Raw genomic sequence first — 24,528 nt, 5'->3', positions numbered from 1 at the left:
ACCCTGCCAAGCGGCGGCCGAGCGGCTTTTCGAGGCCGATTACGGCCGGCTGTCGTCTTCGACCTCACGAGCTACTCGAGACCGTTCTCGAATGCGGCGAGCGCGTTCGATCAACGGTGGGTCGATCATCTCGCCGTCGACCTCGAAGACCCCCCGTCCTTCGGCGTCCGCCTTTCGTTTCCCCTCGAGCACCGCGTTCGCCCACTCGATTTCGTCGTCGTCGGGGGCGAACCCGTCGTTTATCGTCTCGATCTGGGCCGGATGGATCGCCAGTTTGCCGTCGTACCCGAGCTGGATCGCGAACTCCGTCTCCTCGGCCAGTCGGCGGTCGTCCTCGAAGTCGGTGACCAGCGTATCGATGGCGTCGCAGTCGTGTGCAGCCGCGGCGAGGACGACGCGCTGGCGGGCGTACAGCACTTCGGTTCCCTCCTGGGTCCGATTCGCACCGATATCAGCAGCGAGGTCCTCGGCACCGAAGACGAGCGCGTCGGTGGCGGCTGCCGCCGCGATATCCGGCGCTGCGAGGACACCACGCGCGCTCTCGATCAGCGCGAAGACGGGAACCGAGACGTCGTAGCGTTCGAGTGTGCCCGCGAGTTCCGAGACGGCAACCCGCGAGTCGGCTTTCGGAAGCATCACGCTATCGAGACGAGGGCGTTCGCTTTCGTGGCCGAATAGCGCCTCGAGGTCGGCCTGGTACTCGCTCGACGTCGCGTTCAGGCGGACGCAGACCTCGGTAGCCGGGTCGAACCCCGGATCGGCGAGTACCCTCCGAACCGTCTCGCGAGCTTCCTCCTTCCGTTCGGGCGAAACGGCGTCCTCGAGGTCGAAGACGACGACGTCGGCACCCGAGTCCGGGGCCTTCTGCATCATCTCGGGACGATCGCCGGGGGTAAAGAGGAGACTTCGACGAACCATATCTCACACTGTGACCAACACCGACGTGAAGGTATGGGTGTTTGTTACCGAGCGAGATGTCCGGTTCGATCTGCGGACGGGTCCGTGACGGTGACTCGAGGCAGTCGCCACGTTCTCCGCCACGCGTCGGTGACCTCGTCTCTTCGCTCGGGTCGGTGACCTCGTCTCTCCGCTCGAGTCGTCAGGTCCCCACGAAACCGTCAGGTTCCCACACGTTTTTGTCGCCACTCGCCCACTCGAACGTATGAGCGGGCGTTACTACGAGGAGTTCGAGGTCGACGAGACGATCGACCACGAACGTCGGCGAACGATCTCCGAGAGCGACAACCAGCGGTTCTGTGATATGACGATGAACCAGCAGCCGCTTCACTTAGACCGGGAGTTCGCCGCCGAAACCGAGTTCGGCGAGCGGGTGGTCAACGGCCTCTACACGATGGCGCTGGCCGTCGGTATCTCCATTCCCGAAACGACGGACGGGACGATCGTCGCCAACCTCTCGTACGACGACGTCTCCCACCCGAAACCGGTCTTTCACGGTGATACGATCCGTGCACGATCGACGGTTACGGAGAAACGGGAAACGTCGGACGGCGAGCGCGGCGTCGTCACCATGCACGTCGAGGCGTTCGACCAGGACGACGACATCGTCTGCTCGTTCGACCGCACCGTGCTCTCGCTGAAACGCGAACACGCGGAGGGAGACTGATGGCCGACTCGAGTCCGACGTCGCTGGACGAGGAAGGCGACGCGACGTCGCCAGGTGGCGAGAGTGCAACCAGTTCCACCGGTAGCGATTTCGAGTGGCTGTCGCTCGAGTCGGGCGAGGAGGTCGTCTGGTCGGACGGTCCGGACAGGCGGACGCTCGTCCCGGCGTTTCTCGTCGGAATCCCGCTCGCCATCGTGTTGATCGGGATTCTGATCATCGTCGGCGAGTACCTGCGCGTGACCAACACCCACTACGTCGCCACGGATCGCGCCCTCTACAGAAAGAGCGGGGTCCTCTCGCGAGACGTCAAACGGATCGAACACGAAAAAGTCCAGGACATCTCCTACTCGCAGTCGGCGCTCGGGACGCAGTTCGGATACGGGACGGTCGAGGTCAGCACCGCCGGCGGCTCCGGCGTCGAGATGGCGTTCAAATCGGTTCCGGACCCGCGGACGGTCCAGCAGTTGATCACCGAACTGATCGAGAACGAACACCGCGATGCAGGAGAGACGCGATCGAAAGACGACGTCCTCGCGGAGATACTGACGGAGCTTCGGGCGATTCGGACGACGCTCGAGGGATCGGAATCCGCGCGCTCGAATTCACACGGAAGGGAGGAAGACGCGTCCGGAGGGGAGGAGGGAGCGTCCCCCGAGTGGGGAACCAACGGCGATCCGACCGATGGCGATCAGCCGCGATCACCGCCACGATGAGCGCCGTCGATCGATCTCCCGCGCGAACCGACGATGCGGACGACCCGCTCGAGTGGCTCGTCCTGCTGGACGGTGACGGATCGAACGCGGCGGAATCGATCCGCTGGCGTGGCGGGCCGCGCCTCCAGACGGCGTATCCGTGGATCGGCCTCGCCGTCCTCGGGGCCGTCATCGTCACCGCAGCCGTCGTCCTCGGCGTCGTCTCGGCGCTCTGGCTTCTGGGGATTCCCGTCCTCGCTTTCCCCGCAATCTGGGCCGTCGCGAGCGTCGTTCGGACGGAGTACGCCATCACGAACCGACGAATCGCGATCAGGCGGGGTGTGCTCGGCGTCAGCGTCGAAACCGTCGGGGTCGACCGCGTCCAGAACAGCGCGATCAGCCAGCACGCGATCGCCCGAGCGGTGGGGTACGGAACGGTCACGATCGAGGCCGCAAGCGGTGGGACGTTTTCGTTCCGGAACGTCGAGGACCCGACCGCCGTTCACGACCGCCTCGAGGCCCTGAACGAGTGCGGTCGGCCAGGCGATCTACCGGGATCGGCGGCCGAATGGGAGGCGGTTCTCGCAGAGATCCAGGGCTGGCGGCAGGTACTCGAGCGGTCGTCGTAACCGGCCGGCGGAGATGCCGTTCGAACAATCCGTATCAGCCAGGATTGTGTGAGTGCGACCCGTCCCCGCTCGTCGGTGCCGACGAATAATCGGCCGTCTCAGAGCACCATCGAGATCATGTAGACGTTGATGCAGACGGCTGCCAGCCACGGAATCGCGAGGCCCGCGGGCACGATCGGTCGGTACTCCTCGGGAAGCAACGGACGGCAGGCGAGAGCGATTCCAACCGCGAGTCCTTTCAGGACGAGCATGCCGGCGAGCCCATAGCCTTCGATCGCACTTCGAGCGATCGGATTCGATTCGGCGAGCCCGAGGTGGAGACCGACGAACGTCGTGACGACGTCGCCGACGAGCGAGACGGCCACGAGCACCCACAACAGTCGCTCGAGATCGGCCGGCGTTACGGTTACGGGAATGCGGTGGTGTTGATACACCCCGTCGGAACTCATAGGCTCCCCGCCGGAATCGAACCGATCGTGCGCTAGCGGACTCGTACCCGACCGCGGGCCACCGGGAGCGTGTGTGACGCACCCGTCTGTATCACCAGATTCCGTATTGTTATGCCAGCCGTAGATCGACCTCACGCATCGGTAAGCACCGCCAACTCCGAGACATGTGTTCCTATGAGAGGGGGGTCGGACCCGAAAGCGAGACTCGATCGTTCGAACGGCTGGGGTCGATTATCGTCGCATACCGCTGATTTCGCGGTTCGGCCTTCGGCGTCGCGTCTCGGTTGTCGTCGAAAACCGACGACCTCCGACGATACTCCCGGTGTTTTCCCCAGTCCGTCTCGTACGGTTTACTGTCCGTCATTGTCGGCGCACCCGCCGACCTGGTCGTTGGCGCGTCTGTACATCGGTACGTGAATCCGATTCAGAGAATCGTTCCGTGTTTTTTCGACGGTAGGGATTTCTCGACGGTTTCGTAGAACTCGAACCGGGCGGTCAGTTGGTCGCGCAACTCACTCGGCGGAACGATCTCGTCGATGACCACCTCGCTCGCCATCCGGTGGACGTCGATGTCCTCGCGGTACTCCTCGCGGAGCTCGCGTTCGCGGCGCGTTCGCTCCTCGGGATCGTCGATCTCCGAGAGCTTTCTGGCGTAGACGGCGTTGATCGCCGCTTCCGGACCCATGATCGCGATCTCACCGGACGGGAGGCCGAGAACGCTCTCGGGATCGTAGGCCGGTCCGCCCATCGCGTAAATTCCGGCCCCGTAGGCTTTGCGGACGACGACCGTCTGTTTCGGGACCGTCGCCGACGACGTGGCGTAGATCATCTTCTTGCCCGCCTCGAGAATGCCCTCCTTTTCGACTTGCGATCCTGCCATGAATCCGGGCGTATCACAGAGGTAAAGCAGGGGGACGTTGAACGCGTCGGACTTCCAGATGAACTCCGCGGCCTTCTCGGCGGCGTCGGGGAAGATCGCGCCGGCGCGATGGGCGGGCTGGTTCGCGACGATCCCAACGGGACGGCCGTCGATACGTGCGTAGGCCGTAATGATCTCCCCGCCGTAATCCGGCCGTAACTCGAAGTAGGTACCCGCATCTACCACGCGGTCGATGACGTCTCGCATGTCGTAGCCCTCGTTCGGATGGCCTGGAACGACGGCGTCGATGCCCTTCGGCGACTCGAGGGGCGGCTTCGATTCGTGTCGGGGCGGCGTCTCGTCCGCGTTGTCCGGAAGATAGGTGATCAACTGCGCGACGAGTTCGCGGGCGTGTTCTTCGTCCTTCGCGATCAGATCCGCGGACCCCGATTCGCTCGCGTGGACCCTGGGTCCACCCAGTTCCTCGAGGTCGATCTCCTCGCCGGTGACCATCTGGACCATTCGCGGGGAGGCGATCGCCATCGCGGACATCCCCTCGACCATGACCGTGAAGTCGGCGAAGACCGGCGTGTACGCCGCACCGGCGATACACGGCCCGTAGAGGACGCAGATCTGCGGGACGCGCCCGGAGAGCATCGAGTGATTGTAGTAGTACTTGCCGATCCCTTCGCGGTTCGCGAAAAAGCCGGTCTGCTGGTCGATCCGACCGCCCGAGGAGTCCATTAGGTACAACACCGGCCGCCCGGTTTTCAGTGCCCGTTGTTGCATCCGGAGGAACTTCTCGACGCCTTTCGCCGCCATACTCCCGCGTTTGACGGTGTAGTCGTTGGCCATGACGTGGACGTCGCGTCCCTCGAACGTCCCAGCGCCCGTGATGAGTCCGTCCGCCGGCAATCGGTCGTCGGTCTCCTCGCCCGTCCCGTCGGGGTGCCAATCGTCGAACGCCGCGAACGCCCCGTCCTCGAAGAGGAACTCGTTTCCGTCGCCGCCGAACCACAGCTCCAGTCGATCGCGGACGAACAGCTTCTCGCCCTCCTCGAGTTGGTCTCTGTACCGTTTGGGCCCGCCCCTGTGGATGTCTTCGATCTCCGATCGAAGTCGGCGCTCACGGTCGGTCGGTCCGAGTTCCTCGTCGGCGGACGGAGAGGCGGTGTCCTCACGGGAACGGGACGCATCCGTCGAACCGTCGTCGAACTCGTGGACGACCGCGGGATCGTCCCCGTCGCCGACGTACACTTCGACGGTGTCGCCGACGTGTTCGGCCAGCGCGGCGGCGATCGCCGACGCCTCGTCCTCGGTCGCTTCGGCCGCGATCCGGACTTTCATACCGGTTACTCTGTGGAGAAGTATGAAAAATCCAGCGCGGGTTCACAGTCGGAGCGGGACGATCCGACGATCGCTCGAGTGTGAGTGGGGTCTCCCGACGACGAATAATAACTGAACCACTGAACGCGAGCGTTCGTAAGCCGTCCCCGTCCACAGACGAGTGTCTCCGTGCTGGTGACCACGGAGGCACGATTCACTCTCTGACGGTCCGCGCCACTCCCCAACACCCCCTCCTCTCCCCACCGAATGCGTGGGCCCGGCCGCGGTGTTCGAGCCGGCGTGGACCACTCTTCTCTCGAGCGACTCGGACGGTTTGCTGTCCGTCAGTTCCGGCGCATCCGCGACCGGATGGTTCCTGGCTTTTGTCGGGTAGTATGACCACGCGATCGATATCCAGCGGCATCTGCAGGCACAATCAACTTCGCCTATTATCCAGTATCTAACAGTAGTTATCGACTGCCCCGTGTACGTGAACGTTAGCTTTGGTCGAACGGGTTCCAGTAGCGAACGGCATCGATTCGACGCCACGCCAGGAGATCCAATGGAAGGACTCGTCAACCGCCTCGCAACTCTCCGTGAACGACTCGAGCCGGGAATGGATCGTCGCGAATTCCTTCGCACGCTCGCCACCGGCGGCTACGCCGTCGGGTTAGCCCACTTTCTCGGCGTCGAGGACTTCCTCGCGGCCGACGACGGCGAAGTTCCGGTCGTCACGGCGCTCGTCAGGGAAGACCCGGACGATCCGTCTTCGCTCGTAGAGCGAACGCGGTCGGTTCCTGCGGAGTGGTACGCCGCCGTCGAGAAAGCCCTCGAACTCAACGAACTGATGGCTCGCGTCGCGTTTACCGGCTATCTCGGAAGCGCCGTCGTTCCCGGAGAATACAGCAGCGGAGCCGCGTCGGTATCCGTCGGTATCTCTACCGAAGGCCAGTCGATACCGGAGATGATCGAAGAGTTCGCAGGCGAGGTTTCGATCGACACCGAGAGAATCATCAGGGTAGAGAGTATCGATGACGACCCCGGATTCGCCGAACCGAGAGCGGTAGACGACCTCTCCGGTGGTGACGCGCCGAGCGGGTTCGTCTGTGAAACGCCCTCGAGCATGGCGACGCTCGCCCCGGCGCTCTATCATCCCGAGGCGGACGGGCCGTTTTTCGTCACGGCCGAACACGCGTTCAAAGGGACGTCGAATCCGGAAGGCGATTTACTTCGGCTTCCCACCGAGAGCGGTGAGACGTTCGATCTGGGGAACGTCGCACACGTTCACCCAGTCGAGGACATCGTCGCCGCCGAACCGTCCGGCCAAGTCCGCCCGTCGAGTCGGATCGCAGGACGGTCTTCCGTACGAGTTCGCGGACAGTACACCAGATTCGGTCTCGCCGACCTTATCGCTCGCGGGGAGGAACTCGAGAAAGTCGGAGCTTTGACCGGTCACACGGTCGGACAGATTCAGGGTATCGACGCCGTCACCTGCTTTACGGACGACTTCTGTCGCAGGGGACAGATCCGCTGGGGTGGTGAGATGGACCTCACGGACGGTGACAGCGGTTCCGTAAGCTTTCATCCCGATCCGGCCGGCGAGGAAGACGACGTCCTCGTCGCTGGCTTCAACAACGCCCGAACGTGGTGGCCGGGACAGAGCTACGTGTGGGGCGTGTCCGCGTACAAACTGACCGATGAGTACGGTTATCACTTCTGAGAGCGAAACTCCATGGCAAAACGCAGCGACCGAACGACGGATTCGATGACCGATACCTCGATAGATGATTCACCAGCCGAGACAGCCGGGTCAGCAGCCAAGACGTCCGGACCATCACCTGCGCCAACCGGAGAACGACCCGGGCGGTCGACGGGCCAGGCGGATAATCGCTCGAGTGAGTCCGCCGGGTACCTCCGCTCTATCATCGGTACCGTCGGCCGCGTCGCACTCGACGTGACCGTAATCGGTCTCTGGGTTCTGTTTCTGACGATCCTGTTTCTCGGAAGAGGGTGGCCCCGGTGGGCGTTTTACGCAACACTTCTCGTCGGCGTCGTCGTCTATATTTCCGTTACCGCGCCGTGGAGCACTGGCGGCGATCGGTAATTCGTATCCGGACCCGTCAGGACAGCCCGTCTTATACGGATTACTCGAGGGCGTTCTCGAGGCGCTCGATCAGGTCTACGTTGCCGACGTGTACCGGGACCCGATCGTGAAGGTCCTCCGGTTCGACTTCGAGGATCGATTGGATCCCGTCGGAGGAGCGACCGCCGGCCGCCTCGATGAGGTGCGCGATCGGGTTCCCTTCGAACTGCAGTCTGAGTTTTCCACGGGGGCTGTCCTCGAGGGCGGGGTAAGCGAAGATTCCGCCGTAGGTCAGCACCTGATTGACGTCGCCGATCATCGCGCCCCCGTACCGGAGTTTGTGCTCCGGGTTCGACTCGATTTCGCGGACGTACTCGCGAAACTCGTCGTGCCAGTGGGGAACCCGGCCACCGAAGCCGTAGACGAGCGGATCGTCGGGCAGAGTGACGTCGCGTTCGACCACGGTTCGTTCGCCGCCGGTGAGTTCGTACTTCGTGACCGTCCCGTCGCGGGCACACGCCATCGTCGTGATCGGTCCGTACAGGATCCAGCCGGAGGCGACCAGCGCCGATCCGGGAGCGGGGAGTGGCTCCTCGTAGATGCCGAACACCGTCCCCATCGTGTTGTTCGATTTCAGGTTCGACGACCCGTCGAGGGGATCGACGGCGACGTACACTTTCTCGTCCCCGCCGTCGATGATCTCGGATCGCTCCTCGCTTGCGTACTGGCCGACGCCGTCGATCGACGACAGCCGGTCGGCGAGTAACTGGTCCGCCCACACGTCCGCCTCCGCCTGGGTCTCGCCGCTTGGGTTTTCCTCGTCGGCTTTCCCTCTGCGACCGACCAGTCCCTGACGGATCTCGGTCGCCGAGCGAGAGATCGTGGCGACGACGTTCTCGACGGGGTCGGGATCGGTAGCGGACATCCTATTCCGTGGCCTCGAGCGCAGCGTCGGCCGTCTCTTCCTCGTAGATTACCATCTCGAGAGCGTCGAGGAGTTGGGTCGGATCCTCGCGCTGCCAGACGTTTCGGCCGACGGCGAGTCCTTTCGCACCCGCGTCGATGACGGCCTCGACGGTCGAGAGGAACTCGTAGTCGGAGGTCTTCGAACCGCCGCTCATCACGACTTTCATGTCGCCGGCGCAGTCGACGGCGTGGGCCATCGCCTCCTTGCTGCCGGGATATTTGACCTTCGCGATGTCCGCACCGAGCTCGAGGGCGAGTCGGGTCGCATACGAGATCGTGCTCGGTTTCGTATCGTTTTTGATCCCCTGACCGCGAGGATACGACCACATGACGACGGGGAGGTCGTACTCGCGGGCGGCCTCCTGAACGTCACGGAACTCTTCGACCATCTCGATCTCGTGGTTGGAGCCGCCGTAGACGGTGAAGCCGACGGCCGATGCGCCGATTTCCGCGGCGTAGTCGACCGAACAGTTGACCGCCGAGTCCGGCTCGCCCATCCATAGATTCGAGGTGCCGTTGATCTTCAACAGCAACTCGACGTCGTCCTCGTAGCTCGGGTAGTAGCCCTCGGCGATCCCCTTCTGGACGGCCATCGCGGTGACGGCGTCGTGGGTCGCCGTCTCGAAGACGGTCGCCGGATCGAGTTTCTGGGGGACGTCTGTGAAGTCTACCGGCCCGTGCTCGAGGCCGTGATCCATCGCAAGGATCAGTGATTTGCCGTCGCGAACGATCGATGAATCGTCGATCGGAATCATCTGTTAGTTGGTCCAACAGTCGACTATATATCTCTGGTGATCCCCTGTATCGAAATTACCTACATTAGTAGTAATGGCTGCGGTGAACTGGACGAATCGGCACCGTCTTGCGTGCTAATCGCAGACAAACCTGGAAACAGACGGAGGCAAATCGGCGGAGGCGAATCGTCAAACAGACGGAGTGGCCGAACTCAGAACAGACCGTACGGATTGACCGCTATGTATCGAGACCGTGTCACGGACAATCGAAACGACTCGAGGCGAAGTCGAACCAGTCACTCAGTGTGGGCCACGCACTCCACATCACTCAGTGTTGGCCACGTCACTCGATCAGTTCACGTGCGTTGTACCGCCACGTCCGGACGTGGAGGACGTCGAGGTCCAACAGTCCGGCGACCTGGGACGCGTTGATCGTTGCCAGCCGTTCGGCCGAGATGATTCCCGCTTCGGCGAGTGCGTCCGCATCCTCGGGACCGACCCCAGCGACCGCCCGAACCGGTGTCGGCCGCGGCCACGGACGTTCGGCCTCTTCGTCCTCGCTTTCTTCTGCCCGGGACCGCGCGTGGTCGAACGCCTGCCATCCCTCGTCTCCGCTCGCGGCGATCCACGCGCGTTCGGCATCGCCAAGCCCCCGAACTTCGGTGGAGCGACGATCCAGGTCGCCGTCGGTTTCGAACGACCACGGGAGCGAAAACCGTCTTCGAAGCGCGTCCGCGACGGATTCGTCGACGCCAGCATCGAGCAGCGTTCGATACGAGCACTCTTTCTCCGCGACGCGTTCGGGATCGATATCCGCCGCCTCGAGGGCGGTGCGTTCTTCGGGATCGATCTCCGGGCAGATCACACTGGACTCGCTTACGACGTGTTCGTTGCTCACGCGATTCACCGATTACGAATACCTCACACCCGTTGGTCTTGAAAGTTATCCTCGGCCGGTCCGGGTCGATTTCACAGATCGGTCGACGACAGTTCACGGAATTCGAACCGACTCTCGGACCTCGAGTCGACCAACGCGTCCCACGACCATTCGGCAGACGAGTTCGACCGGAGCCCCTGCCAGACACTAGAGTATACGTATCCGACGTGGTATGTTCTCGATATGGTTCGAGAGCAGATCGATCGAATCGGCGTCGTCGGCGCGGGAACGATGGGCAGCGGGATCGCACAGGTCGCTGCAACACACGGCTACGACGTCGTGATACGCGATGTCGAATCCGAGTTCGTCGAGAGCGGTTTCGAGACCATCACGGACAGCCTCGAGCGACTCGACTCGCGGGACGATCTCGGCGACGAACCGGAAACGATCCGCAACCGAATCGAGGGGACGACGTCCCTCGAGGACCTCGAAGACTGTGACCTCGTGATCGAGGCCGTCCTCGAGGACCTGGAGATCAAACAGGACGTCTTCGGCGACCTCGAGGACGTCTGTGACGAGGACGTCTTGCTCGGAACGAATACGAGTACGCTCTCGATCACGTCGATCGCCTCGGATCTCGAGCGGCCCGAACGCGTCGTCGGTCTGCACTTTATGAACCCCGTTCCGATTATGGAGGGCGTTGAGATCGTCGTCGGTGAGAAGTCGACCGACGGAGCGACGGCGCTCGCCCACGAAATCGCCGAGGGTCTCGGGAAGACGACCTGGGAGGCCGACGACAAACCGGGGTTCGTCACGAACCGGATTCTCATGCCCTGGATCAACGAGGGAATTCGGGCGTACGACGAAGGCGTCGCGACGAAATCGGACATCGACGCGGGGATGGAACTCGGGACGAACGTTCCGATGGGGCCGCTCACACTCGCGGATTACATCGGGCTCGACGTCTGTCTGCACGCATCCGAGACGCTCTACGAGGAACTCGGCGATCGGTACAAGCCCGCCTATCTTCTCAAGCGGAAGGTCGAAGCGGGTGATCTCGGCAAGAAGACCGGAACCGGGTTTTACGAATACGAGTGACGCTCGTCGACGGTCCGATCGTGTGGCCGCCGTATTCGGCGCTTTACGCACTCCTGTCGACGACTGGGCTGGGGAAAAACGACGGTGACGAAACGTTAGCGGACCGCACCCGCGTCACTGATGAAGCGGCTGGTTCGCCATCTCGTTTCGGAGTTCGTCCAGATGCGACCGCGGGACGTCGTCTTCGAACGTCTGCAACAGCGCGTACACCTCCGCTCGAGGAACTTTCACGTCGCCCTCGCGGATGACGTCTTCCGGTCGCTCGCGCAGCTCCCGCATCGTTCCGACTGCGAGCAGGTACGGAATCGCCCACGCTGAGAGCCGATTCCCGTGTTGTTCGGGAACGACCTCGAGGTAGCGCTGAGCGTCGTCGAGGTAAGTTTCTGCGCGTCCGGTGACGCGCTTGATGACGTTCGTGACGCCGCTTTGGTTCTCCTCGTCGGTGACCGCGTCGACGGCGACGTCTTCTTCCTCTAGCCACTCGGCCGGGAGGTAGACGTTGTTCTCCTCGCGGTAGTCCGTATCGACGTCCTTGGCGATATTGACCAGTTGCAACAGCAGCGCGAACGAACGTGCGTTGGCTCGCATCTCCTCAGCCCGGTCCTGTGAGGCACCCCGGGCGACCAGTCCCGTGATGAGCGTGCCGACGGTGCCGGCTGCGTACCAGCAGTACTCCTCGAGTTCCTCCAGCGTCTGCAGTCGGAGTCCGCCCTCGTCGGCGTACCGTGCGGTGAACATCGCCATCCCATCGACGAGTTCGCGGACCGGTTCGCGCATGATCTCCCGTGGTTCCTCGTCGAGCGCTTCGAACGTTCGGAGGACGCGTGGCGTCTCCGCGACGACCGTCCAGTCGTCGTTGGGGTCGTCCGGGATCCAGGGTTCGACGTCGTCCATGAACGCCGAAACCGGCAGGTCGTCCTCGGGATCGAGGAGCCGATCGTACTCGGTCAACAACTCCGTCTGCCGTTCCGGCGGGACGTGTCCCGCGTCCTCGATGGTGTCTGCGATGCGACAGAGGAGATATCCGAGACAGATATGTCTCGCCATCGGCTCCTCGAGGCGGTCTATCGTGATCGAGAAGGTCCGCGAGACGCCGTGAACTGCGTCGTAACACCACTCTATATCGGTGTTAGTTGTGTATTCGGTCTGTCCGGTGGTCATCTACTGGAAACCCATTTGAGCGCATACGGGAAAAACACCCCGGTCCCGGCTGGATGTTCTTCTTCCTGACATAAACGGCCAGGACCGACCGAACGAGTTGAACCGAGCGGCCGTACACGAACAGTGAAGGCCGATCGTACGCTAACAGTAGGCATGGACTTTGCGCTCTCGGCCGAGCAAACCCAGATTCGGGAGATGGTTTCGGAGTTCGTCGACGAGGAGATCGTTCCAGTCGCCGGCGAGATCGACCACGAGGACGAGTTTCCCCGTGATCTCGTCGACGAGATGTCCGAACTCGGCCTGCTCGGGATGCCCTTTCCAGAGGAGTACGGCGGTGCCGGACTCGATTACCACTCCTACGCGATCGGTCTCGAGGAAATCTCTCGAGGCTCCGGGGGGCTCGGAACGGTCGTCGCGGCCCACATCTCGCTGGCGGGGAACATGCTCTACGAGTTCGGCGACGAGCACCAGAAAACGGAGTATCTGACGCCGCTTGCTGCCGGCGACGATATCGGCGCGTTCGCGCTCTCGGAAGCCGGTGCGGGGAGTGACGTGCCGGCGATGGAGACGACCGCCGAACGGGACGGTGACGAGTACGTCGTCGACGGCGGTAAACTCTGGATCTCGAACGGCTCCGTCGCCGACACCGTCGTCCTGTTCGCAAAGACCGACCCGGACGCCGGCAACAGGGGGATCTCGTCGTTCGTCGCTCGGCCCGAGGAGGACGACGGGTTCGTCGTCGAGGGGACGGAGGAGAAACTTGGCGACAAGGGCTGTCCGACCGCGGAACTCCGCTTCGACGACCTTCGGCTTCCCGAAGACCGACTGCTGGGCGAGGAGGGCGACGGGTTCGTCCAGGCGCTGAAAACGCTAAACGGCGGCCGGATTACGATCGCGGCCCGCGGCGTCGGCATCGCTCGAGCCGCCTTCGAGGAGGCCCGATCCTACGCGAACGAGCGCGAGCAGTTCGGCCAGCCGATCGGCGAGTTCCAGGCGATCAAACACAAGCTCGCGGATATGGACACGAAGATCCAGGCTGCCCGTATGCTCATGCACAGGGCCGCAGACAGGAAGATACGTGGCGAAGAGTACATCACGGAAGCCGCCCAGGCCAAACTGTACGCAAGCGAAGTCTCTCGAGAGGTCGCCAACGAGGGGATCCAGATCCACGGTGGCTACGGGTACACGAAAGACTTCCCGGCCGAACGATTCTACCGCGACGCCAAACTCAACGAGATCTATGAGGGAACGAGCGAGGTGTTGCGAAACACGATCGGCGATCGGCTGCTCGAGGAGTAACGCCGGAGCGCACCTTGGGTTCCAGAGCGAAACCCGGACGGACTCGAGACGGCTCCGGTCACCGCGGACTGAACCGGTTCGTCCGCCTACCACCCGTACCGTCGTCGCCGGATCGGCTGTCGGTACCACCTCGTGTCCCTCGTCTCTCGAGGTCGTCGTCGTAGACGTCGATGTGGTGGATAGCGGCCGGCGAGAGGAGTCGGTTCCCCTCGAGTTCGATCCAGCCGTTGGCGTGGACGATGATCGGCCCCTCGTAGAGGGAGTCGTCCGCGTTCGCACCGTCGTACACCACGGCGTCCCGATACGCTTCGGTCAGCGGATTCAGCTCGTCCGAGAGGATCGATTCTCGCGAGAAGACTGGCGGGACCATCGTTCGTCTATCCATCGGCGTGAAATCACATATGCTTTCTCGATTACTCGAGGCAGTCCCGTACCCACTTGTAATGCTCGTGCAGCCGCTTCTCGCCGGCGTCGGTGAGCGCGTACACGTCGTGGATTCCCTCGGTTCGCTCCTCGACGAATCCCGCGTCTACGAGCGCCGACAGCGAGCCGTAGAACGACTTCGGCTCGAGTCGATCGTCGTAGTGGGCCTCGAGCCGGGACTTGAGTTGCTGGCCGCGCAGTTCGCCCGCCGCGGCGAGGAGGACGCAGATATCTCGTCGTCGTCCGCTCTGAAGCCACTTGCCCATAGTCGTCCTCGAGTTCGCGGTCGCTCGAGCGTTACGGTTTCGTCGCGCCGTCTCACGACCGGCAGGGTGTATCGACCGTCGATCGATTTCGTCTCGCGTTTGCCACTCGAGCGGGGGTACCGACAGTCCGAGAGGCCGTGTTATGCGGTCCGGCGAACGGCGGTGACGAGAACCGTCCAGAGCACGCCGCCGCCGAGCGAGAGTGCGGCGACGAACGGCGTTCCGATCTCGAGAATCGCACCGCCGCCGGCACGCACCTCGTGGCGGACGAGGAACCACCACCCGTCCGGATCGCCGACGACGACGTTCCCCGACGCGAACGCGAGCGAGAGGAGGACGACGGCGAGAACGCTCGTCCCGACGACGACGAAGGTCCAGACCGTACCGGTCATCATCGACGAGAGAATCGATACGCCGGGGTGTCGGTCGATCGGTCGCTCGCTCGAGGCGTAGATCCCGAACCCCTGACCGCCGTCGGGGAGCCCCGAAACGCGAACGTCGTCGGAATACCGACACAGCGTGACGGCCATCCAGAGGTCGCCGACCGAACCGGCCGCGTTGACCGCGAGCGGGGCCAGGAGCAACGGGGTTGGATAGATCGCCATCGCCACGAGACCGGCCGTCGTGATCGTCACGAACGGAGCGAGCAGGATCGCGAGCATCTCCCGTCGACTGTAGGTCGTCCCGTCGGTTTCGGCGTACGCGTCCGGAAGCAGGAAGTGCGACACGCCGACTCCGTATCGAGGGCTCCCGCCGTATCTGGCCATAGCGATCCCGTGAACCGCCTCGTGGGCGACGACGACGAACCCGACGAGGACGATAGCAGCCAGAACCGACAGTCCGGCGCTCTCGAGAGAGGCCGGGGCGATCACGATGGGCTCGAGCGCTCGCCCCCGTCTGGTGGCGAGGACGTACCCGAAGCCGTACGCGAACGCGAAAAACGCCACGACGGAGACGACGAGTCGCTGTGCAGCGACCGCCCGCGTGAGCCGAAACGTGGCGACCAGATGCGGGTCCGTTTCGCGATCCTGTCGATGCACGACACTCACTCCAGAGTGGGACGAAAAATCGGTGTCGGTCTCGATCGCTGGCAACGAAAATCGACACTTTCCCGGTGGTCCGGACGCGAAAGCGGTGTATGACGGACGATCGGACGGCCGAGGAAAACGGCATCAAAGCGACGTACGACGTGACGGAGACGGAGCGAGTGCTCGCGTTCGAGACTGGCTTCCAACTCGAGGAACGCGGTGAACGCGGCGATGACGCGAAAACTGATGTACGCGGCGGTGACGCGGAAGCCGCCGAACGCGGGGCGAGCAGAACCAGCCGGGCTCACACGACGGCAGCAATCGCCCAGAACCGCGAGGGGTATGCCATGTTGAAAGTCCGGCCGACGGCGGACGGTGACGAACTCGAGCGGTACTACGGCTTCGACATGGCGCTCGACCACGCGGCGGAACTGCTCGGTGTTTCGCCCCACGAGTTACCGGTACCGCCGGCCGCAGAAGACATGGGAATGTGATCCACGCTCGAGCCGATTCAGCGTCGAGCGCCGCCGAACGTTCGGATCGAACGCTCCGGCGCTTCCGGCCGAACTCGAGTAACGTCGATCATCGGTGCCAACTCGAGTTCGACCGATGGGAACCGCCACGCGACGACGAACCGGTTCGGCGGCGTCGTCACCGACCGAACGGGTTCGGCGATGGACGACCGATTCGGGAACGAATGGGCCTCGAGTGCCGCCAAAAGCGGGAATCATAAGTACGCAGAGTCGAAGCGTTTAGACGAGAATATCCGTGGCATCCGAGTCGTTTCCCCGTCCGATCGGTACCCATCGGCGCTTCTCCGGGCTGCTCGCAGCGGCCGCGCTCGGGGTCTACCTGCTGTTGATCGTCGGTGCGACGACGTCACTTACCGACGCCGCCTCGGCGTGTTCGACGTGGCCGACCTGTCATCCGCCGGCCGATCCGCTGAGCCAGACCGAACTCGCGATCGCCTGGGGGCACCGGCTGACCGCACTCGTCGTCGGGATCCTCGTCGCGCTGACGGCCGTGGCCGCCGTCCTCGGTGACGTTTCGAGTCGGGTCCGCGTTGCGATCCTCGGCGGAACGGCCCTCTACGGCGTTCAGATCGCGATCGGCGCGGCGACGGCGACGCTCGGTCCAGCAGCGATCACGCCAGGATTGCACCTCGGACTCGGCGTCGTCGTCTTCGCGACGGTCGTCCTCGCGCTCGCGTGGGACCTCGAGGCCACGACCGGTGGCGACGACGACGCGATCACCACACCCGAACCCGAAGCGCTCGAGGGTGAGTCGGTTTCGGCCGACGCCCGGTCGCTTCCCTCGGGCGGCCTCGCCAGAGCCAGACTCACCGCGTTCGCGTACTTCAAGATGATGAAACCGCGGCTGATGTGGCTGCTCTGTCTCGTCGCCGCGGCCGGGATGGCACTCGCTGCAGGGCCGGCACTCGACGCACCGACCATCGTCGCGACGCTGGGTGGCGGCGTCCTCGCGATCGGCGCGTCGGGAACGTTCAACCACGTCCTCGAGCGCGACGTCGACCAGCGAATGTCCCGCACGGCGGATCGGCCGCTCGCGACCGACCTGATTCCGGTTCGGAACGCGATGGCGTTCGGCCTCGCGTTGACCGTCGCGTCGATCGGAATCTTCCTCACGATCAACAGGCTCGCGGCGGCGCTCGGCCTCGCCGCGATCCTGTTTTACAGCGTCGTCTACACGCTCTTGCTCAAACCGAATACGGTCCAGAACACGGTCATCGGCGGTGCCGCGGGGGCACTCCCGGCGCTCATCGGCTGGGCCGCCGTAACGAACGAGATCGGGATTCCGGCACTCGCACTCGCCGGCGTGATATTCCTCTGGACGCCAGCACACTTTTACAACCTCGCGCTGGCTTACCGGGACGACTACGCCCGCGGCGGCTTCCCGATGATGCCCGTCGTCCGCGGCGGAACCGAGACGCGAAAGCACATCGTCTACTACATCGCCGCGACGCTCGTCGCCACGGTCGGACTCGCCTGGATCACCGATCTCGGCGCGGCCTACGCCGCGACGGTCGCCATCTTCGGCGGTATCTTCCTGTGGGCCGCGGTCACGCTTCACTACGAGCAGACCGAAGCCGCGGCGTTTCGGGCGTTTCACGCCTCGAACGCGTTTCTCGGTGCTGCGCTCGTGATCATCGTCGTCGACGCACTCCTGTTGTAGGCGACACCCCTATCCGACCGGCCGAAGTACCCTCGAGACATGCGCCGTCGCTCGTTTCTCGTCTCGACAGCGGGAGGACTCTCGGTAGCGCTGGCCGGCTGTACGTCGATCCTCGAGGCATCTCGGCCGGCTGGGCTCGAAGGAGTCGACGCCGACCGCCAGCTCTCGGTACCGACGCTCGGTTCCGGGACCGTCGCCGTCGACGTTTACGAAGATCTCGGCTGTCCGATCTGTCACGAGTTTCGGGCAGACGTGTTTCCGGAACTCGAGTCCTCGTACGTCGAACCGGACGAGATCACCTACCGCCATCGCGACTTTCCCGTGGAGGCGGCCGCGGAATCCGTCGCGATGGCAAACGCCGCGCGGGCCGTACAGGCCGAGACGCGGACGGACGACGACCCGGCCGGCCGGTTTTTCGACTACAAAGACCGGGTGATCGACCACGACGACTGGGGAGACGACTCGCTTGCGACGCTCGCCGAAATCGTCGACGTGGAGCCGGAAGCCGTTTCGGAAGCTCTCGAGGCGGACACGTACTATCCGACCCTGGTTGCCGACTGGGAACGTGGCGAGAACGCCGGCGTCGAGCGGACGCCGACGGTCGTCGTCGACGGCGATATCGTAGACGAGCCGCTCGAAGTCGATGCGATCGGCGAGGCGATAGACGACGCGGCGTGAAAACGGATTTGTCGGGGGGAATTCGCCGCGTTAGTCGTCGGCACTTCGGGCCGCGTCGATCCGTTCGAACTGCTCGTCGGTGAGTTCGATCTCGACGGCACCGACGTTCTCCTCGAGCTGGCCGGGCGTCCGCGCGCCGACGATCGGAACGCAGGTGAACCGGTCCTGATCGATCAGCCAGCGCACCGACACCTGTGCGGGCGTCGCGCCGACCTCGTCGGCGACCGACTCGACGGCCTCGAGAACGTTCCAGGCACGCTCGCTCGTGTACCAGTCGTCGAACACCTCGTCGATGCTCCCTCGAGAGCCGTCCGGGGCGATCACCGAGCCGTCGTCTGCACGATCGTACTTTCCGGTCAGGAATCCGCCCGCGAGCGGAGAGTACGGACAGACCGCGAGATCCTGATCGGCACAGACGTCGAGGTAGTCCGCCACGTCGTCGTACTGGGCGGCGTTGACCCTCGGCTGAGTGACGTCGAAGCGCTCGAGGCCGTTTACGTCGCTGGTCCACAGCGCCTTGGTCAGTTGCCAGGCTGCCATCGTACTCGCACCGAGATAGCGGACCGTTCCTTCGCGGACGAGTTGCGTCAGTTCGGAAAGCGTCTCCCGGATCGGCGTATCCTCGTCCCAGCGGTGGATGTAGTAGACGTCGAGGTAGTCCGTCCCGAGGCGCTCGAGGGTGCCTTCGATCTGTGCCCGAATGTGCTTTCGGCCGAGTCCGGAGTCGTTCGGGCGGGGTTCGCCCCAGCCGTCGAACGGAAAGTAGACTTTCGAGGCGATGACGAAATCCTCCCGATCGTAGTCCTCGAGCCACTCCCCGATCCACGTCTCGCTCGTACCGTCGGGATCGCCGTAGACGTTCGCGGTATCGATGAAGTTGATTCCGTTGTCCCAGCACGCATCGAGCAGTTCGTGGGCCTCCTCGCGGTCGGTCTCGACGACGCCACCCGTGTCGCGACCGAACCGCCAGGTGCCATAACAGAGTTTGGAGACCGTCGTGCCCGTGTTTCCGAGAGTTGTGTACTCCATACCGAGTAAATTCGTCTACTAGGAGAAAAATGGATTGAAACGCCCAATTTCGTCCGGATTCTTCGAAGAGACAGCGTGGCGTCGGAAACTTCTGGTCGGTGGATCGACTCGAGAGACACTCGACGGATTCGTACGGATTCCTGTACCGATTCTCCGGCGCGCCCGTCCCCGGGTCGCGGTTGCGCCGGAACTGACGGACAGCAAACCGTATCAGTAGGTGAGGATCTCGAGATCGTCGATTCGCTCGAAGTGATCGACGTTTTTCGTCACGACCGGAACGTCGCGAACGAGCGCCGTCGCGGCGATCATCACGTCAGCAGCCTCGATCGGCGTCCCGTTGCGATGAAGTCTCGTGTTGATTTCGCCAGCGGTCGTTGCACAGTCCCGGTCGAACGGGACCTCTCGGACGTCCTCGAGGACGTTTGTGACGATCGCTCGCTGGTTCTCTGCCGGATCCGCGAGGTGAATCCCCTCCCAGAGTTCCATCACCGTCACCGAACTCACTCGCGCCGTTCCACGTTCGTCGACCGTCCGAATCGCTTGCTTGACGGTTTCCTCCCCGCGGAGAACGTCGACGAGAAACGAGGTGTCGAGGATCATTCGAACGCGTCCGCAATCTCTTCGACCCGGTTTCGATGTTGGGTCGTCCGCTCTTCGCGCCGGCACGCGATCGCGTCCTCGAGATCGTTCGCCGTCTCTTCGTTCAACGCGCCGTGATATTTCTCGAGGGAGACGCCTTCGGTCAATCGTCGTACGACGTCGCTGAAGCTCTCGTTTTCCCGCTTTTCGGCCCGAAGGCGCTCGTACGCATCGTCCGCCAGGGAGATCGTCTTCGTCCCCATACTCTGTGTACGTGTACGTACGTGTATCGTAAAAAATGTACGGCTCGATGCGGGAGTGCACGGGTCGGTGTGGGCGTCCCCGACAGCGGTCCGAACTCGCTATCCACGAGGGATACGATACTGACGAGGAGGACTCACCGGAACGACGGCAGTACTTCCTCCTCGTAGAACTCGAGGGCCGGTTCCTGTTGGGGGCCGACCTGGTGGAAGTAGACGTGATCGTAGCCGGCGTCGACGGCCTGTTCGATGCTCTCGATGTGGGCCTCCGGATCGGGGCCGGTGGTCGTCCCGGACTCCGCGATATCCTCCCGTTCGACCATCTGGGCTGCCTGCTCGAAGTGAGCCGGCGTCGGCAGCTCCTGGCCGAGTTCGCCGGGAATCGAGCCGTTGGGCCAGTATTCGTAGACGGTGTCGATCGCCTCGTCCTCGGTTTCGGCGTAACAGCCGTGAAGCTGGGTGTACCTGGGTCCGTCGCCGCCGGCGTCCTCGTAGGCGTCGACCGGTTCCGTTTTCGGCCCCGAACACCAGAGTCCGTCGCTGTGATCGGCCGCCCACCGGGCGGTCTGTGGGCCAAAGGCGCTCGCGATCGTCGTCGGCTGCTCGTCGGGGACCGTGTAGAGCCGCGCGTTCTCGACGGTGTAGTGTTCGCCGCGGTGGCTCGTCGTCTCGCCGGTCCAGAGGGTTCGCATGACGTCCATCGCCTCCTCTAACATCTCGAGGCGGACGTCGTGTTCCGGCCAGCGTTCGCCCGTGACGTGTTCGTTCAGGTTCTCGCCGGTGCCGACGCCGAACGTGAACCGATCGCCGAACATCTCGTCGACGGTGGCGACGGCGTGGGCGACGTTGACCGGGTGAATGCGGATCGTCGGGCAGGTAACGCCGACGCCGACCTCGATATCGTCGGTCGCGGTCGCAATCGCGCCGAGGGTCGACCAGACGAACGGCGACTCCCCCTGCGCCGAAACCCACGGGTGGAAGTGATCGGAGATCGAGACGAAATCGAAGCCGGCCTCCTCCGCTCGCCGGGCGTACTCGACGAGTTCGTTCGGGCCGTGTTCTTCGCTCGAGAGGGTGTAACCGAGCTGTGTCATGCCGGTCGGGCTACCACGGACGGGTCGGTAACGGTTGAGCCTGCGACGGCAACACCGAGCGGTCGTCTCGCTCGTTCTCGGCGAAACCGAACGTCTTACCAGCGATCGGTGGCTACCGACCTGCATGGAAGCCGTCGTCGAGGCGGAGGGTCTCGAGAAGGTCTACGGCGAGACGGTCGCCCTCTCGGGTGCCTCGCTATCGGTCGAACGCGGCGAGATTTTCGCACTGATCGGGCCGAACGGAGCCGGGAAGACGACGCTCGTTCGAGCGCTGACGGGGACGACGGAGCCCGACTCGGGAACCGCACGCGTTCTCGAGGAGTCACCCGACGCGGTCGATCGAAACCGGCTCGGCGTCCTCCCGCAGGCGTTTTCGCCGCCCGCTCGCCTCGCGGCTCGCGAGTTGCTCACCTACTACGCGGGACTCTACGACGACGCCCGCGATCCGGACGAGGTCCTCGCCGACGTCGGACTGGCGGACGCCGGCGGGACGTGGTACGAGGACCTCTCCGGGGGCCAGCAACGACGCGTCTGTGTCGGCGCGACGCTCGTCAACGACCCCGAGGTCCTCTTTCTGGACGAACCGACGACGGGAATCGACCCCGCCGGTCGTCGGACGGTGTGGCGACTGATCGAAGAGCTCGCGAGCGCCGGCACGACCGTCGTCCTCACCACACACGACATGGCCGAAGCCGAACGCCTCGCCGACCGCGTCGGCCTGCTCGCCGACGGCGCGCTCGTTGCCCGAGGCACGCCCGATGCCCTCGTTCGGGAACACGGCGGCTCGAGCCGGCTGCGAATCGAAACGGACGCCGACACCGGGGCGTTCAGGGGACTCGAATACCCGACGGAACGTCCCGCAAGGAACCGCCAGCGCAGTGATCGGTCCGAGACGGACGGAACCGTCGTCGTCAGAAATGTCGAACCCACCGAAATCGCAGCCGTCGTCGACTATCTCGAGGACCGAGACCTCGCGTACTCGGGGTTGTCCTGGAGCGAACCCGGACTCGAGGAGGTGTACCTCGAACTGGCAGACGAGACGGAGCGGGATCGGACAGTCGCTCCGACGAACCGGTCGGAGGGATCCGATGGTGGACGGGGAAGCGACGACGATTCGCGGACCGACGACGAACTCCCACCGGCGGGTGAGACGGCGTGACGCGGGTGGAGCGCGTCCGAGCGGAGACGAGTGCGGGCTGGCGATCGTTCGTCCGCCGGCGGACGGCGGTCTTTTTCACCTTCTTCTTTCCGGTGATCCTGATCGTCATCTTCGGCGCGCTGGTCCAGACGGATCCGACCGGCGGCGGTCTCTTTGCAGAGCCCGCGGCGTACTACGTGCCGGGATACCTCGCCGTCGTCGTCCTCTTTACGCCGCTGTCGCGGATGGGAAGCGAGGTCGCCCGCCACCGCGAGGGAAACCGCTTCGAGAAACTGGCGACGACGCCGCTTTCACGCGCCGAATGGTTGCTCGCCCAGACCGTCGTCAACGCGGTCATCATCGGACTGGCGAGCGTCCTGATTCTCGCGCTCGTGGTCGCGTTGACGGGCGCCGAGATCGTCTTCTCGCCGCTGCTTTTGCCGTACGTCCTCGTCGGCGTCGTCTGTTTCTGTGCGGTCGGAGCGATGCTCGGCAGTTACACCGACTCCCAGGATGGGGCCGTCGCCGCGAGCAACGCGATCGGTCTCCCCCTCCTCTTTCTCTCGGAGACGTTCGTCCCGCTCGAGCAACTCCCCGGCTGGTTCGGCCCGTTCGTCGAACTCTCGCCGCTTACGTACTTCGCACGCGGCGTTCGGGCCGCGACGATCCCCGGGAGCGATATTCCGACTATCGCGGGTGTCGATCCCGCGCTCTCGAACCTCGCCGTACTCGCCGTCGTCGCCGTCGTCTTCTTCGGACTCGGGGCCCGGTCGATCCCGCGAACTGATTGACGGTCGCCGCGGGCCGATTGACGGTCGCCGAGCAGTTCCGCCGTCGATTCTGAATTCGTCGGAATCGAAACGAGAGGTCGAGACGACGGAGCGATTCACTCGCGAGCGGTCATCCGATCCGAGAAGTCCCAGCCGTAGACGACGGCTGGATCAATCGTGATAACCACTTCCTCGCGCTCCTCGCGAAGGAGGTTCCGGGCCAGCCTCGAGTCGGTGCCGTCGAGATAGCGCTCGAGGAGTTCCCGAAGCGTTTCCTTTTCCGGATCGGGTTCGGTCGTCGCGGTTGCCCGGCCGCGAACGCCGGCGTACGGCGGCTGGTTCGTCGACACCTCGAACGCGACCTCGGTTGGCTCCGAAAGATACGTCGCGAGTTTCGAACTCACAGCGGTCGCACACTCGAGTATCCACTCGTCGTCTCCGTCCTCAGCCGGCACTGCGGGCTCGAGTTGGAACCACACAGAAACCATCCAGAGGTGTCCTGCCGGGGTCTGACAGGCGATCCTGATCGGGACGGTCGTCTCCTCGAGAAACCGTTCGACTTCCCGGCGCGATAGCGAGCCGCGAACGTTCATACGTCGACCGTCGACGGCGAGCACCAAAGTTACGCCCCCTCGAGAGGGTTCGACCGGGGATCAGGGAGACAGCTTACAAAATGGGCACGAGCATCGAACTGAACTCGTAGGCGTAGACGTGGTTGAGCAGCAAGTACGTGACGACGCCGAGGACGAGACTCAGGATCCACGAGGCGGCGGCGATTCGACCGACCCGGGCGTGAGACGTGTTTCGCAACTCCGCGGGCGTGTGGGTAAGCCCGAGGATCAACGCGTAGAGGACGACGGGAACGGCGACGATCGAGAGCACGATGTGGATCGCCAGCATCACGAGATATACGAGGTAGACGGTATCGGGTCCGACGAACAGTTTCTCGCCGCCCCCACCGACCCTGATCAGGTAGACGACGAGAAACACCACGATCAGCGAAAACGCACCGACCATCGCAATCCGGTGTTTGTCGACCTGATCCGTCCGGATCCAGTACCAGCCAAAGCCGAGAAACACGAGTGTCGTCGAGTTGATCACCGCAATCGCGTGAGTGAGAAGATCGATCTGGGCGTTCGTCAGGTCGGGATACAGCGGGACATCCAGGACGAACGTGCCGATGACCAGCGCGTATCCGACGATAGTCAGAAACACCGTGGCACCGATCGGTCGTTCTCGAAGCCGTCGTCTCGCGCCCGCAGTTGCCATTACT

The 24,528-nt window shown here is 63.8% G+C and carries 28 protein-coding genes and 1 pseudogene; 12 read left to right on the top strand and 17 right to left on the bottom strand.

The features are described 5' to 3' along the window. Positions 1-39: 39 nt before the first annotated feature. Entirely contained in the window at positions 40-918 is an 879-nt protein-coding gene (locus EA473_RS04330; protein ID WP_124194436.1) for an HpcH/HpaI aldolase/citrate lyase family protein, read from the bottom strand. A 244-nt stretch (positions 919-1,162) separates the two neighbouring features. On the opposite strand from EA473_RS04330, the gene EA473_RS04325 reads away from it, so the two are divergent. Genes EA473_RS04325 through EA473_RS04315 form a run of 3 tightly spaced genes read left to right on the top strand, consistent with a single transcriptional unit; the run spans position 1,163 to position 2,945 of the window. Then, the gene (locus tag EA473_RS04325) at positions 1,163-1,624 is read left to right on the top strand and encodes a MaoC family dehydratase (RefSeq protein WP_124194435.1); all 462 of its coding nucleotides are present in this window, start codon (positions 1,163-1,165) and stop codon (positions 1,622-1,624) included. Beyond that, positions 1,624-2,337: a PH domain-containing protein gene (locus EA473_RS04320; protein ID WP_124194434.1), complete on the top strand. Its 714-nt coding sequence runs from the start codon at positions 1,624-1,626 to the stop codon at positions 2,335-2,337. Before EA473_RS04325 ends, EA473_RS04320 begins: the two co-directional genes overlap by 1 nt. Then, positions 2,334-2,945: a PH domain-containing protein gene (locus EA473_RS04315; RefSeq protein ID WP_124194433.1), complete on the top strand. Its 612-nt coding sequence runs from the start codon at positions 2,334-2,336 to the stop codon at positions 2,943-2,945. Before EA473_RS04320 ends, EA473_RS04315 begins: the two co-directional genes overlap by 4 nt. Before the next feature lie 98 nt (positions 2,946-3,043). Here the strand turns inward: EA473_RS04315 and EA473_RS04310 are convergent, their stop codons facing one another. Both EA473_RS04310 and EA473_RS04305 read right to left on the bottom strand, forming a co-directional pair. After that, on the bottom strand, positions 3,044-3,394 hold the full coding sequence (locus EA473_RS04310; RefSeq protein WP_124194432.1) for a DUF5658 family protein: 351 nt from the start codon (positions 3,392-3,394) through the stop codon (positions 3,044-3,046). A gap of 424 nt (positions 3,395-3,818) precedes the next feature. Further along, positions 3,819-5,600 carry an acyl-CoA carboxylase subunit beta gene (locus EA473_RS04305; RefSeq protein WP_124194431.1) on the bottom strand — a complete coding sequence of 594 codons (1,782 nt, stop codon included), beginning with the start codon at positions 5,598-5,600 and terminating at the stop codon, positions 3,819-3,821. A gap of 541 nt (positions 5,601-6,141) precedes the next feature. Here EA473_RS04305 and EA473_RS04300 point away from each other — a divergent pair. Next, positions 6,142-7,299, top strand: a complete 1,158-nt coding sequence (locus tag EA473_RS04300) for a hypothetical protein (RefSeq protein ID WP_124194430.1) — start codon at positions 6,142-6,144, stop codon at positions 7,297-7,299. A gap of 12 nt (positions 7,300-7,311) precedes the next feature. Then, positions 7,312-7,683 carry a hypothetical protein gene (locus tag EA473_RS23155; protein ID WP_341538983.1) on the top strand — a complete coding sequence of 124 codons (372 nt, stop codon included), beginning with the start codon at positions 7,312-7,314 and terminating at the stop codon, positions 7,681-7,683. Between the two features lie 40 nt (positions 7,684-7,723). Here EA473_RS23155 and EA473_RS04290 read toward each other — a convergent pair whose 3' ends face one another. From EA473_RS04290 to EA473_RS04280, 3 genes and pseudogenes are all read right to left on the bottom strand, one after another. Beyond that, on the bottom strand, positions 7,724-8,587 hold the full coding sequence (locus EA473_RS04290) for a class 1 fructose-bisphosphatase (RefSeq protein ID WP_124194429.1): 864 nt from the start codon (positions 8,585-8,587) through the stop codon (positions 7,724-7,726). A gap of 1 nt (position 8,588) precedes the next feature. Next, on the bottom strand, positions 8,589-9,383 hold the full coding sequence (locus tag EA473_RS04285) for a class I fructose-bisphosphate aldolase (RefSeq protein WP_124194428.1): 795 nt from the start codon (positions 9,381-9,383) through the stop codon (positions 8,589-8,591). A gap of 322 nt (positions 9,384-9,705) precedes the next feature. Beyond that, positions 9,706-10,212 (bottom strand): annotated as a pseudogene (locus EA473_RS04280) (DUF7409 domain-containing protein); the annotation flags it as partial. A gap of 270 nt (positions 10,213-10,482) precedes the next feature. Between EA473_RS04280 and EA473_RS04275 the strand changes: the two are divergent. Beyond that, complete coding sequence (locus tag EA473_RS04275) at positions 10,483-11,337, top strand: 3-hydroxyacyl-CoA dehydrogenase family protein (protein WP_124194427.1); 855 nt, start codon at positions 10,483-10,485, stop codon at positions 11,335-11,337. A 114-nt stretch (positions 11,338-11,451) separates the two neighbouring features. Here EA473_RS04275 and EA473_RS04270 read toward each other — a convergent pair whose 3' ends face one another. After that, positions 11,452-12,498, bottom strand: a complete 1,047-nt coding sequence (locus tag EA473_RS04270) for a phytoene/squalene synthase family protein (RefSeq protein WP_124194426.1) — start codon at positions 12,496-12,498, stop codon at positions 11,452-11,454. 153 nt (positions 12,499-12,651) lie between these two features. Here EA473_RS04270 and EA473_RS04265 point away from each other — a divergent pair, with 153 nt between their 5' ends. Then, positions 12,652-13,797, top strand: coding sequence for an acyl-CoA dehydrogenase (locus EA473_RS04265; protein WP_124194425.1), 1,146 nt, complete (start codon positions 12,652-12,654; stop codon positions 13,795-13,797). 58 nt (positions 13,798-13,855) lie between these two features. On the opposite strand, the gene EA473_RS04260 is transcribed toward EA473_RS04265, so the two are convergent. The 3 genes from EA473_RS04260 to EA473_RS04250 all read right to left on the bottom strand — a co-directional run bounded on the left by EA473_RS04260 (position 13,856) and on the right by EA473_RS04250 (position 15,526). Continuing rightward, positions 13,856-14,167 (bottom strand): hypothetical protein, encoded by a 312-nt coding sequence (locus tag EA473_RS04260; RefSeq protein WP_124194424.1) that lies wholly within the window; start codon positions 14,165-14,167, stop codon positions 13,856-13,858. 43 nt (positions 14,168-14,210) lie between these two features. Continuing rightward, positions 14,211-14,486 (bottom strand): PadR family transcriptional regulator, encoded by a 276-nt coding sequence (locus EA473_RS04255; RefSeq protein WP_124194423.1) that lies wholly within the window; start codon positions 14,484-14,486, stop codon positions 14,211-14,213. Between the two features lie 140 nt (positions 14,487-14,626). Next, positions 14,627-15,526: a DUF3267 domain-containing protein gene (locus EA473_RS04250; RefSeq protein ID WP_124194422.1), complete on the bottom strand. Its 900-nt coding sequence runs from the start codon at positions 15,524-15,526 to the stop codon at positions 14,627-14,629. 98 nt (positions 15,527-15,624) lie between these two features. On the opposite strand from EA473_RS04250, the gene EA473_RS04245 reads away from it, so the two are divergent. After that, positions 15,625-16,008 (top strand): DUF7111 family protein, encoded by a 384-nt coding sequence (locus EA473_RS04245; protein WP_124194421.1) that lies wholly within the window; start codon positions 15,625-15,627, stop codon positions 16,006-16,008. Between the two features lie 17 nt (positions 16,009-16,025). Here the strand turns inward: EA473_RS04245 and EA473_RS04240 are convergent, their stop codons facing one another. After that, on the bottom strand, positions 16,026-16,232 hold the full coding sequence (locus EA473_RS04240) for a hypothetical protein (protein WP_124194420.1): 207 nt from the start codon (positions 16,230-16,232) through the stop codon (positions 16,026-16,028). Between the two features lie 50 nt (positions 16,233-16,282). On the opposite strand from EA473_RS04240, the gene EA473_RS04235 reads away from it, so the two are divergent. Together EA473_RS04235 and EA473_RS04230 are read left to right on the top strand one after the other, a co-directional pair. Continuing rightward, on the top strand, positions 16,283-17,707 hold the full coding sequence (locus tag EA473_RS04235; RefSeq protein ID WP_394341292.1) for a heme o synthase: 1,425 nt from the start codon (positions 16,283-16,285) through the stop codon (positions 17,705-17,707). A gap of 39 nt (positions 17,708-17,746) precedes the next feature. Next, complete coding sequence (locus EA473_RS04230) at positions 17,747-18,385, top strand: DsbA family protein (protein ID WP_124194418.1); 639 nt, start codon at positions 17,747-17,749, stop codon at positions 18,383-18,385. Positions 18,386-18,415: 30 nt separating this feature from the next. Here EA473_RS04230 and EA473_RS04225 read toward each other — a convergent pair whose 3' ends face one another. From EA473_RS04225 to EA473_RS04210, 4 genes are all read right to left on the bottom strand, one after another. After that, positions 18,416-19,414, bottom strand: a complete 999-nt coding sequence (locus tag EA473_RS04225; RefSeq protein ID WP_124194417.1) for an aldo/keto reductase — start codon at positions 19,412-19,414, stop codon at positions 18,416-18,418. 210 nt (positions 19,415-19,624) lie between these two features. Next, positions 19,625-20,014, bottom strand: coding sequence for a PIN domain-containing protein (locus EA473_RS04220; protein ID WP_124194416.1), 390 nt, complete (start codon positions 20,012-20,014; stop codon positions 19,625-19,627). After that, on the bottom strand, positions 20,011-20,256 hold the full coding sequence (locus tag EA473_RS04215; RefSeq protein WP_124194415.1) for an antitoxin VapB family protein: 246 nt from the start codon (positions 20,254-20,256) through the stop codon (positions 20,011-20,013). The genes EA473_RS04220 and EA473_RS04215 overlap by 4 nt, the downstream gene beginning before the upstream one ends. Before the next feature lie 134 nt (positions 20,257-20,390). Continuing rightward, positions 20,391-21,347: a TIGR03557 family F420-dependent LLM class oxidoreductase gene (locus tag EA473_RS04210; RefSeq protein WP_124194414.1), complete on the bottom strand. Its 957-nt coding sequence runs from the start codon at positions 21,345-21,347 to the stop codon at positions 20,391-20,393. A gap of 124 nt (positions 21,348-21,471) precedes the next feature. On the opposite strand from EA473_RS04210, the gene EA473_RS04205 reads away from it, so the two are divergent. Both EA473_RS04205 and EA473_RS04200 read left to right on the top strand, forming a co-directional pair. Continuing rightward, positions 21,472-22,506, top strand: coding sequence for an ABC transporter ATP-binding protein (locus EA473_RS04205; protein ID WP_124194450.1), 1,035 nt, complete (start codon positions 21,472-21,474; stop codon positions 22,504-22,506). Then, positions 22,503-23,276: an ABC transporter permease gene (locus tag EA473_RS04200; protein WP_124194413.1), complete on the top strand. Its 774-nt coding sequence runs from the start codon at positions 22,503-22,505 to the stop codon at positions 23,274-23,276. Before EA473_RS04205 ends, EA473_RS04200 begins: the two co-directional genes overlap by 4 nt. A 95-nt stretch (positions 23,277-23,371) precedes the next feature. On the opposite strand, the gene EA473_RS04195 is transcribed toward EA473_RS04200, so the two are convergent. Together EA473_RS04195 and EA473_RS04190 are read right to left on the bottom strand one after the other, a co-directional pair. Further along, positions 23,372-23,848: a pyridoxamine 5'-phosphate oxidase family protein gene (locus EA473_RS04195; protein ID WP_124194412.1), complete on the bottom strand. Its 477-nt coding sequence runs from the start codon at positions 23,846-23,848 to the stop codon at positions 23,372-23,374. A 73-nt stretch (positions 23,849-23,921) separates the two neighbouring features. Next, a complete protein-coding gene (locus EA473_RS04190; protein ID WP_124194411.1) occupies positions 23,922-24,524 on the bottom strand; it encodes a DUF420 domain-containing protein in 603 nt (200 codons plus the stop codon). Positions 24,525-24,528 lie beyond the last annotated feature (4 nt).

The sequence above is a fragment of the Natrarchaeobius chitinivorans genome, from assembly GCF_003841505.1.
GTDB lineage: Archaea > Halobacteriota > Halobacteria > Halobacteriales > Natrialbaceae > Natrarchaeobius > Natrarchaeobius chitinivorans.
The sequence above is the reverse complement of the archived record's forward strand: the minus strand, read 5'-3'. Positions and strand labels throughout refer to the sequence as shown.

What these genes read in the sequence shown, in the direction of transcription:
- EA473_RS04330 (WP_124194436.1), bottom strand. Translation starts at nt 918, where the DNA reads ATGGTTCGTCGAAGTCTCCTCTTTACCCCCGGCGATCGTCCCGAGATG.
- EA473_RS04325 (WP_124194435.1), top strand. Translation starts at nt 1,163, where the DNA reads ATGAGCGGGCGTTACTACGAGGAGTTCGAGGTCGACGAGACGATCGAC.
- EA473_RS04320 (WP_124194434.1), top strand. Translation starts at nt 1,624, where the DNA reads ATGGCCGACTCGAGTCCGACGTCGCTGGACGAGGAAGGCGACGCGACG.
- EA473_RS04315 (WP_124194433.1), top strand. Translation starts at nt 2,334, where the DNA reads ATGAGCGCCGTCGATCGATCTCCCGCGCGAACCGACGATGCGGACGAC.
- EA473_RS04310 (WP_124194432.1), bottom strand. Translation starts at nt 3,394, where the DNA reads ATGAGTTCCGACGGGGTGTATCAACACCACCGCATTCCCGTAACCGTA.
- EA473_RS04305 (WP_124194431.1), bottom strand. Translation starts at nt 5,600, where the DNA reads ATGAAAGTCCGGATCGCGGCCGAAGCGACCGAGGACGAGGCGTCGGCG.
- EA473_RS04300 (WP_124194430.1), top strand. Translation starts at nt 6,142, where the DNA reads ATGGAAGGACTCGTCAACCGCCTCGCAACTCTCCGTGAACGACTCGAG.
- EA473_RS23155 (WP_341538983.1), top strand. Translation starts at nt 7,312, where the DNA reads ATGGCAAAACGCAGCGACCGAACGACGGATTCGATGACCGATACCTCG.
- EA473_RS04290 (WP_124194429.1), bottom strand. Translation starts at nt 8,587, where the DNA reads ATGTCCGCTACCGATCCCGACCCCGTCGAGAACGTCGTCGCCACGATC.
- EA473_RS04285 (WP_124194428.1), bottom strand. Translation starts at nt 9,383, where the DNA reads ATGATTCCGATCGACGATTCATCGATCGTTCGCGACGGCAAATCACTG.
- EA473_RS04275 (WP_124194427.1), top strand. Translation starts at nt 10,483, where the DNA reads ATGGTTCGAGAGCAGATCGATCGAATCGGCGTCGTCGGCGCGGGAACG.
- EA473_RS04270 (WP_124194426.1), bottom strand. Translation starts at nt 12,498, where the DNA reads ATGACCACCGGACAGACCGAATACACAACTAACACCGATATAGAGTGG.
- EA473_RS04265 (WP_124194425.1), top strand. Translation starts at nt 12,652, where the DNA reads ATGGACTTTGCGCTCTCGGCCGAGCAAACCCAGATTCGGGAGATGGTT.
- EA473_RS04260 (WP_124194424.1), bottom strand. Translation starts at nt 14,167, where the DNA reads ATGGTCCCGCCAGTCTTCTCGCGAGAATCGATCCTCTCGGACGAGCTG.
- EA473_RS04255 (WP_124194423.1), bottom strand. Translation starts at nt 14,486, where the DNA reads ATGGGCAAGTGGCTTCAGAGCGGACGACGACGAGATATCTGCGTCCTC.
- EA473_RS04245 (WP_124194421.1), top strand. Translation starts at nt 15,625, where the DNA reads ATGACGGACGATCGGACGGCCGAGGAAAACGGCATCAAAGCGACGTAC.
- EA473_RS04230 (WP_124194418.1), top strand. Translation starts at nt 17,747, where the DNA reads ATGCGCCGTCGCTCGTTTCTCGTCTCGACAGCGGGAGGACTCTCGGTA.
- EA473_RS04225 (WP_124194417.1), bottom strand. Translation starts at nt 19,414, where the DNA reads ATGGAGTACACAACTCTCGGAAACACGGGCACGACGGTCTCCAAACTC.
- EA473_RS04220 (WP_124194416.1), bottom strand. Translation starts at nt 20,014, where the DNA reads ATGATCCTCGACACCTCGTTTCTCGTCGACGTTCTCCGCGGGGAGGAA.
- EA473_RS04215 (WP_124194415.1), bottom strand. Translation starts at nt 20,256, where the DNA reads ATGGGGACGAAGACGATCTCCCTGGCGGACGATGCGTACGAGCGCCTT.
- EA473_RS04210 (WP_124194414.1), bottom strand. Translation starts at nt 21,347, where the DNA reads ATGACACAGCTCGGTTACACCCTCTCGAGCGAAGAACACGGCCCGAAC.
- EA473_RS04205 (WP_124194450.1), top strand. Translation starts at nt 21,472, where the DNA reads ATGGAAGCCGTCGTCGAGGCGGAGGGTCTCGAGAAGGTCTACGGCGAG.
- EA473_RS04195 (WP_124194412.1), bottom strand. Translation starts at nt 23,848, where the DNA reads ATGAACGTTCGCGGCTCGCTATCGCGCCGGGAAGTCGAACGGTTTCTC.
- EA473_RS04190 (WP_124194411.1), bottom strand. Translation starts at nt 24,524, where the DNA reads ATGGCAACTGCGGGCGCGAGACGACGGCTTCGAGAACGACCGATCGGT.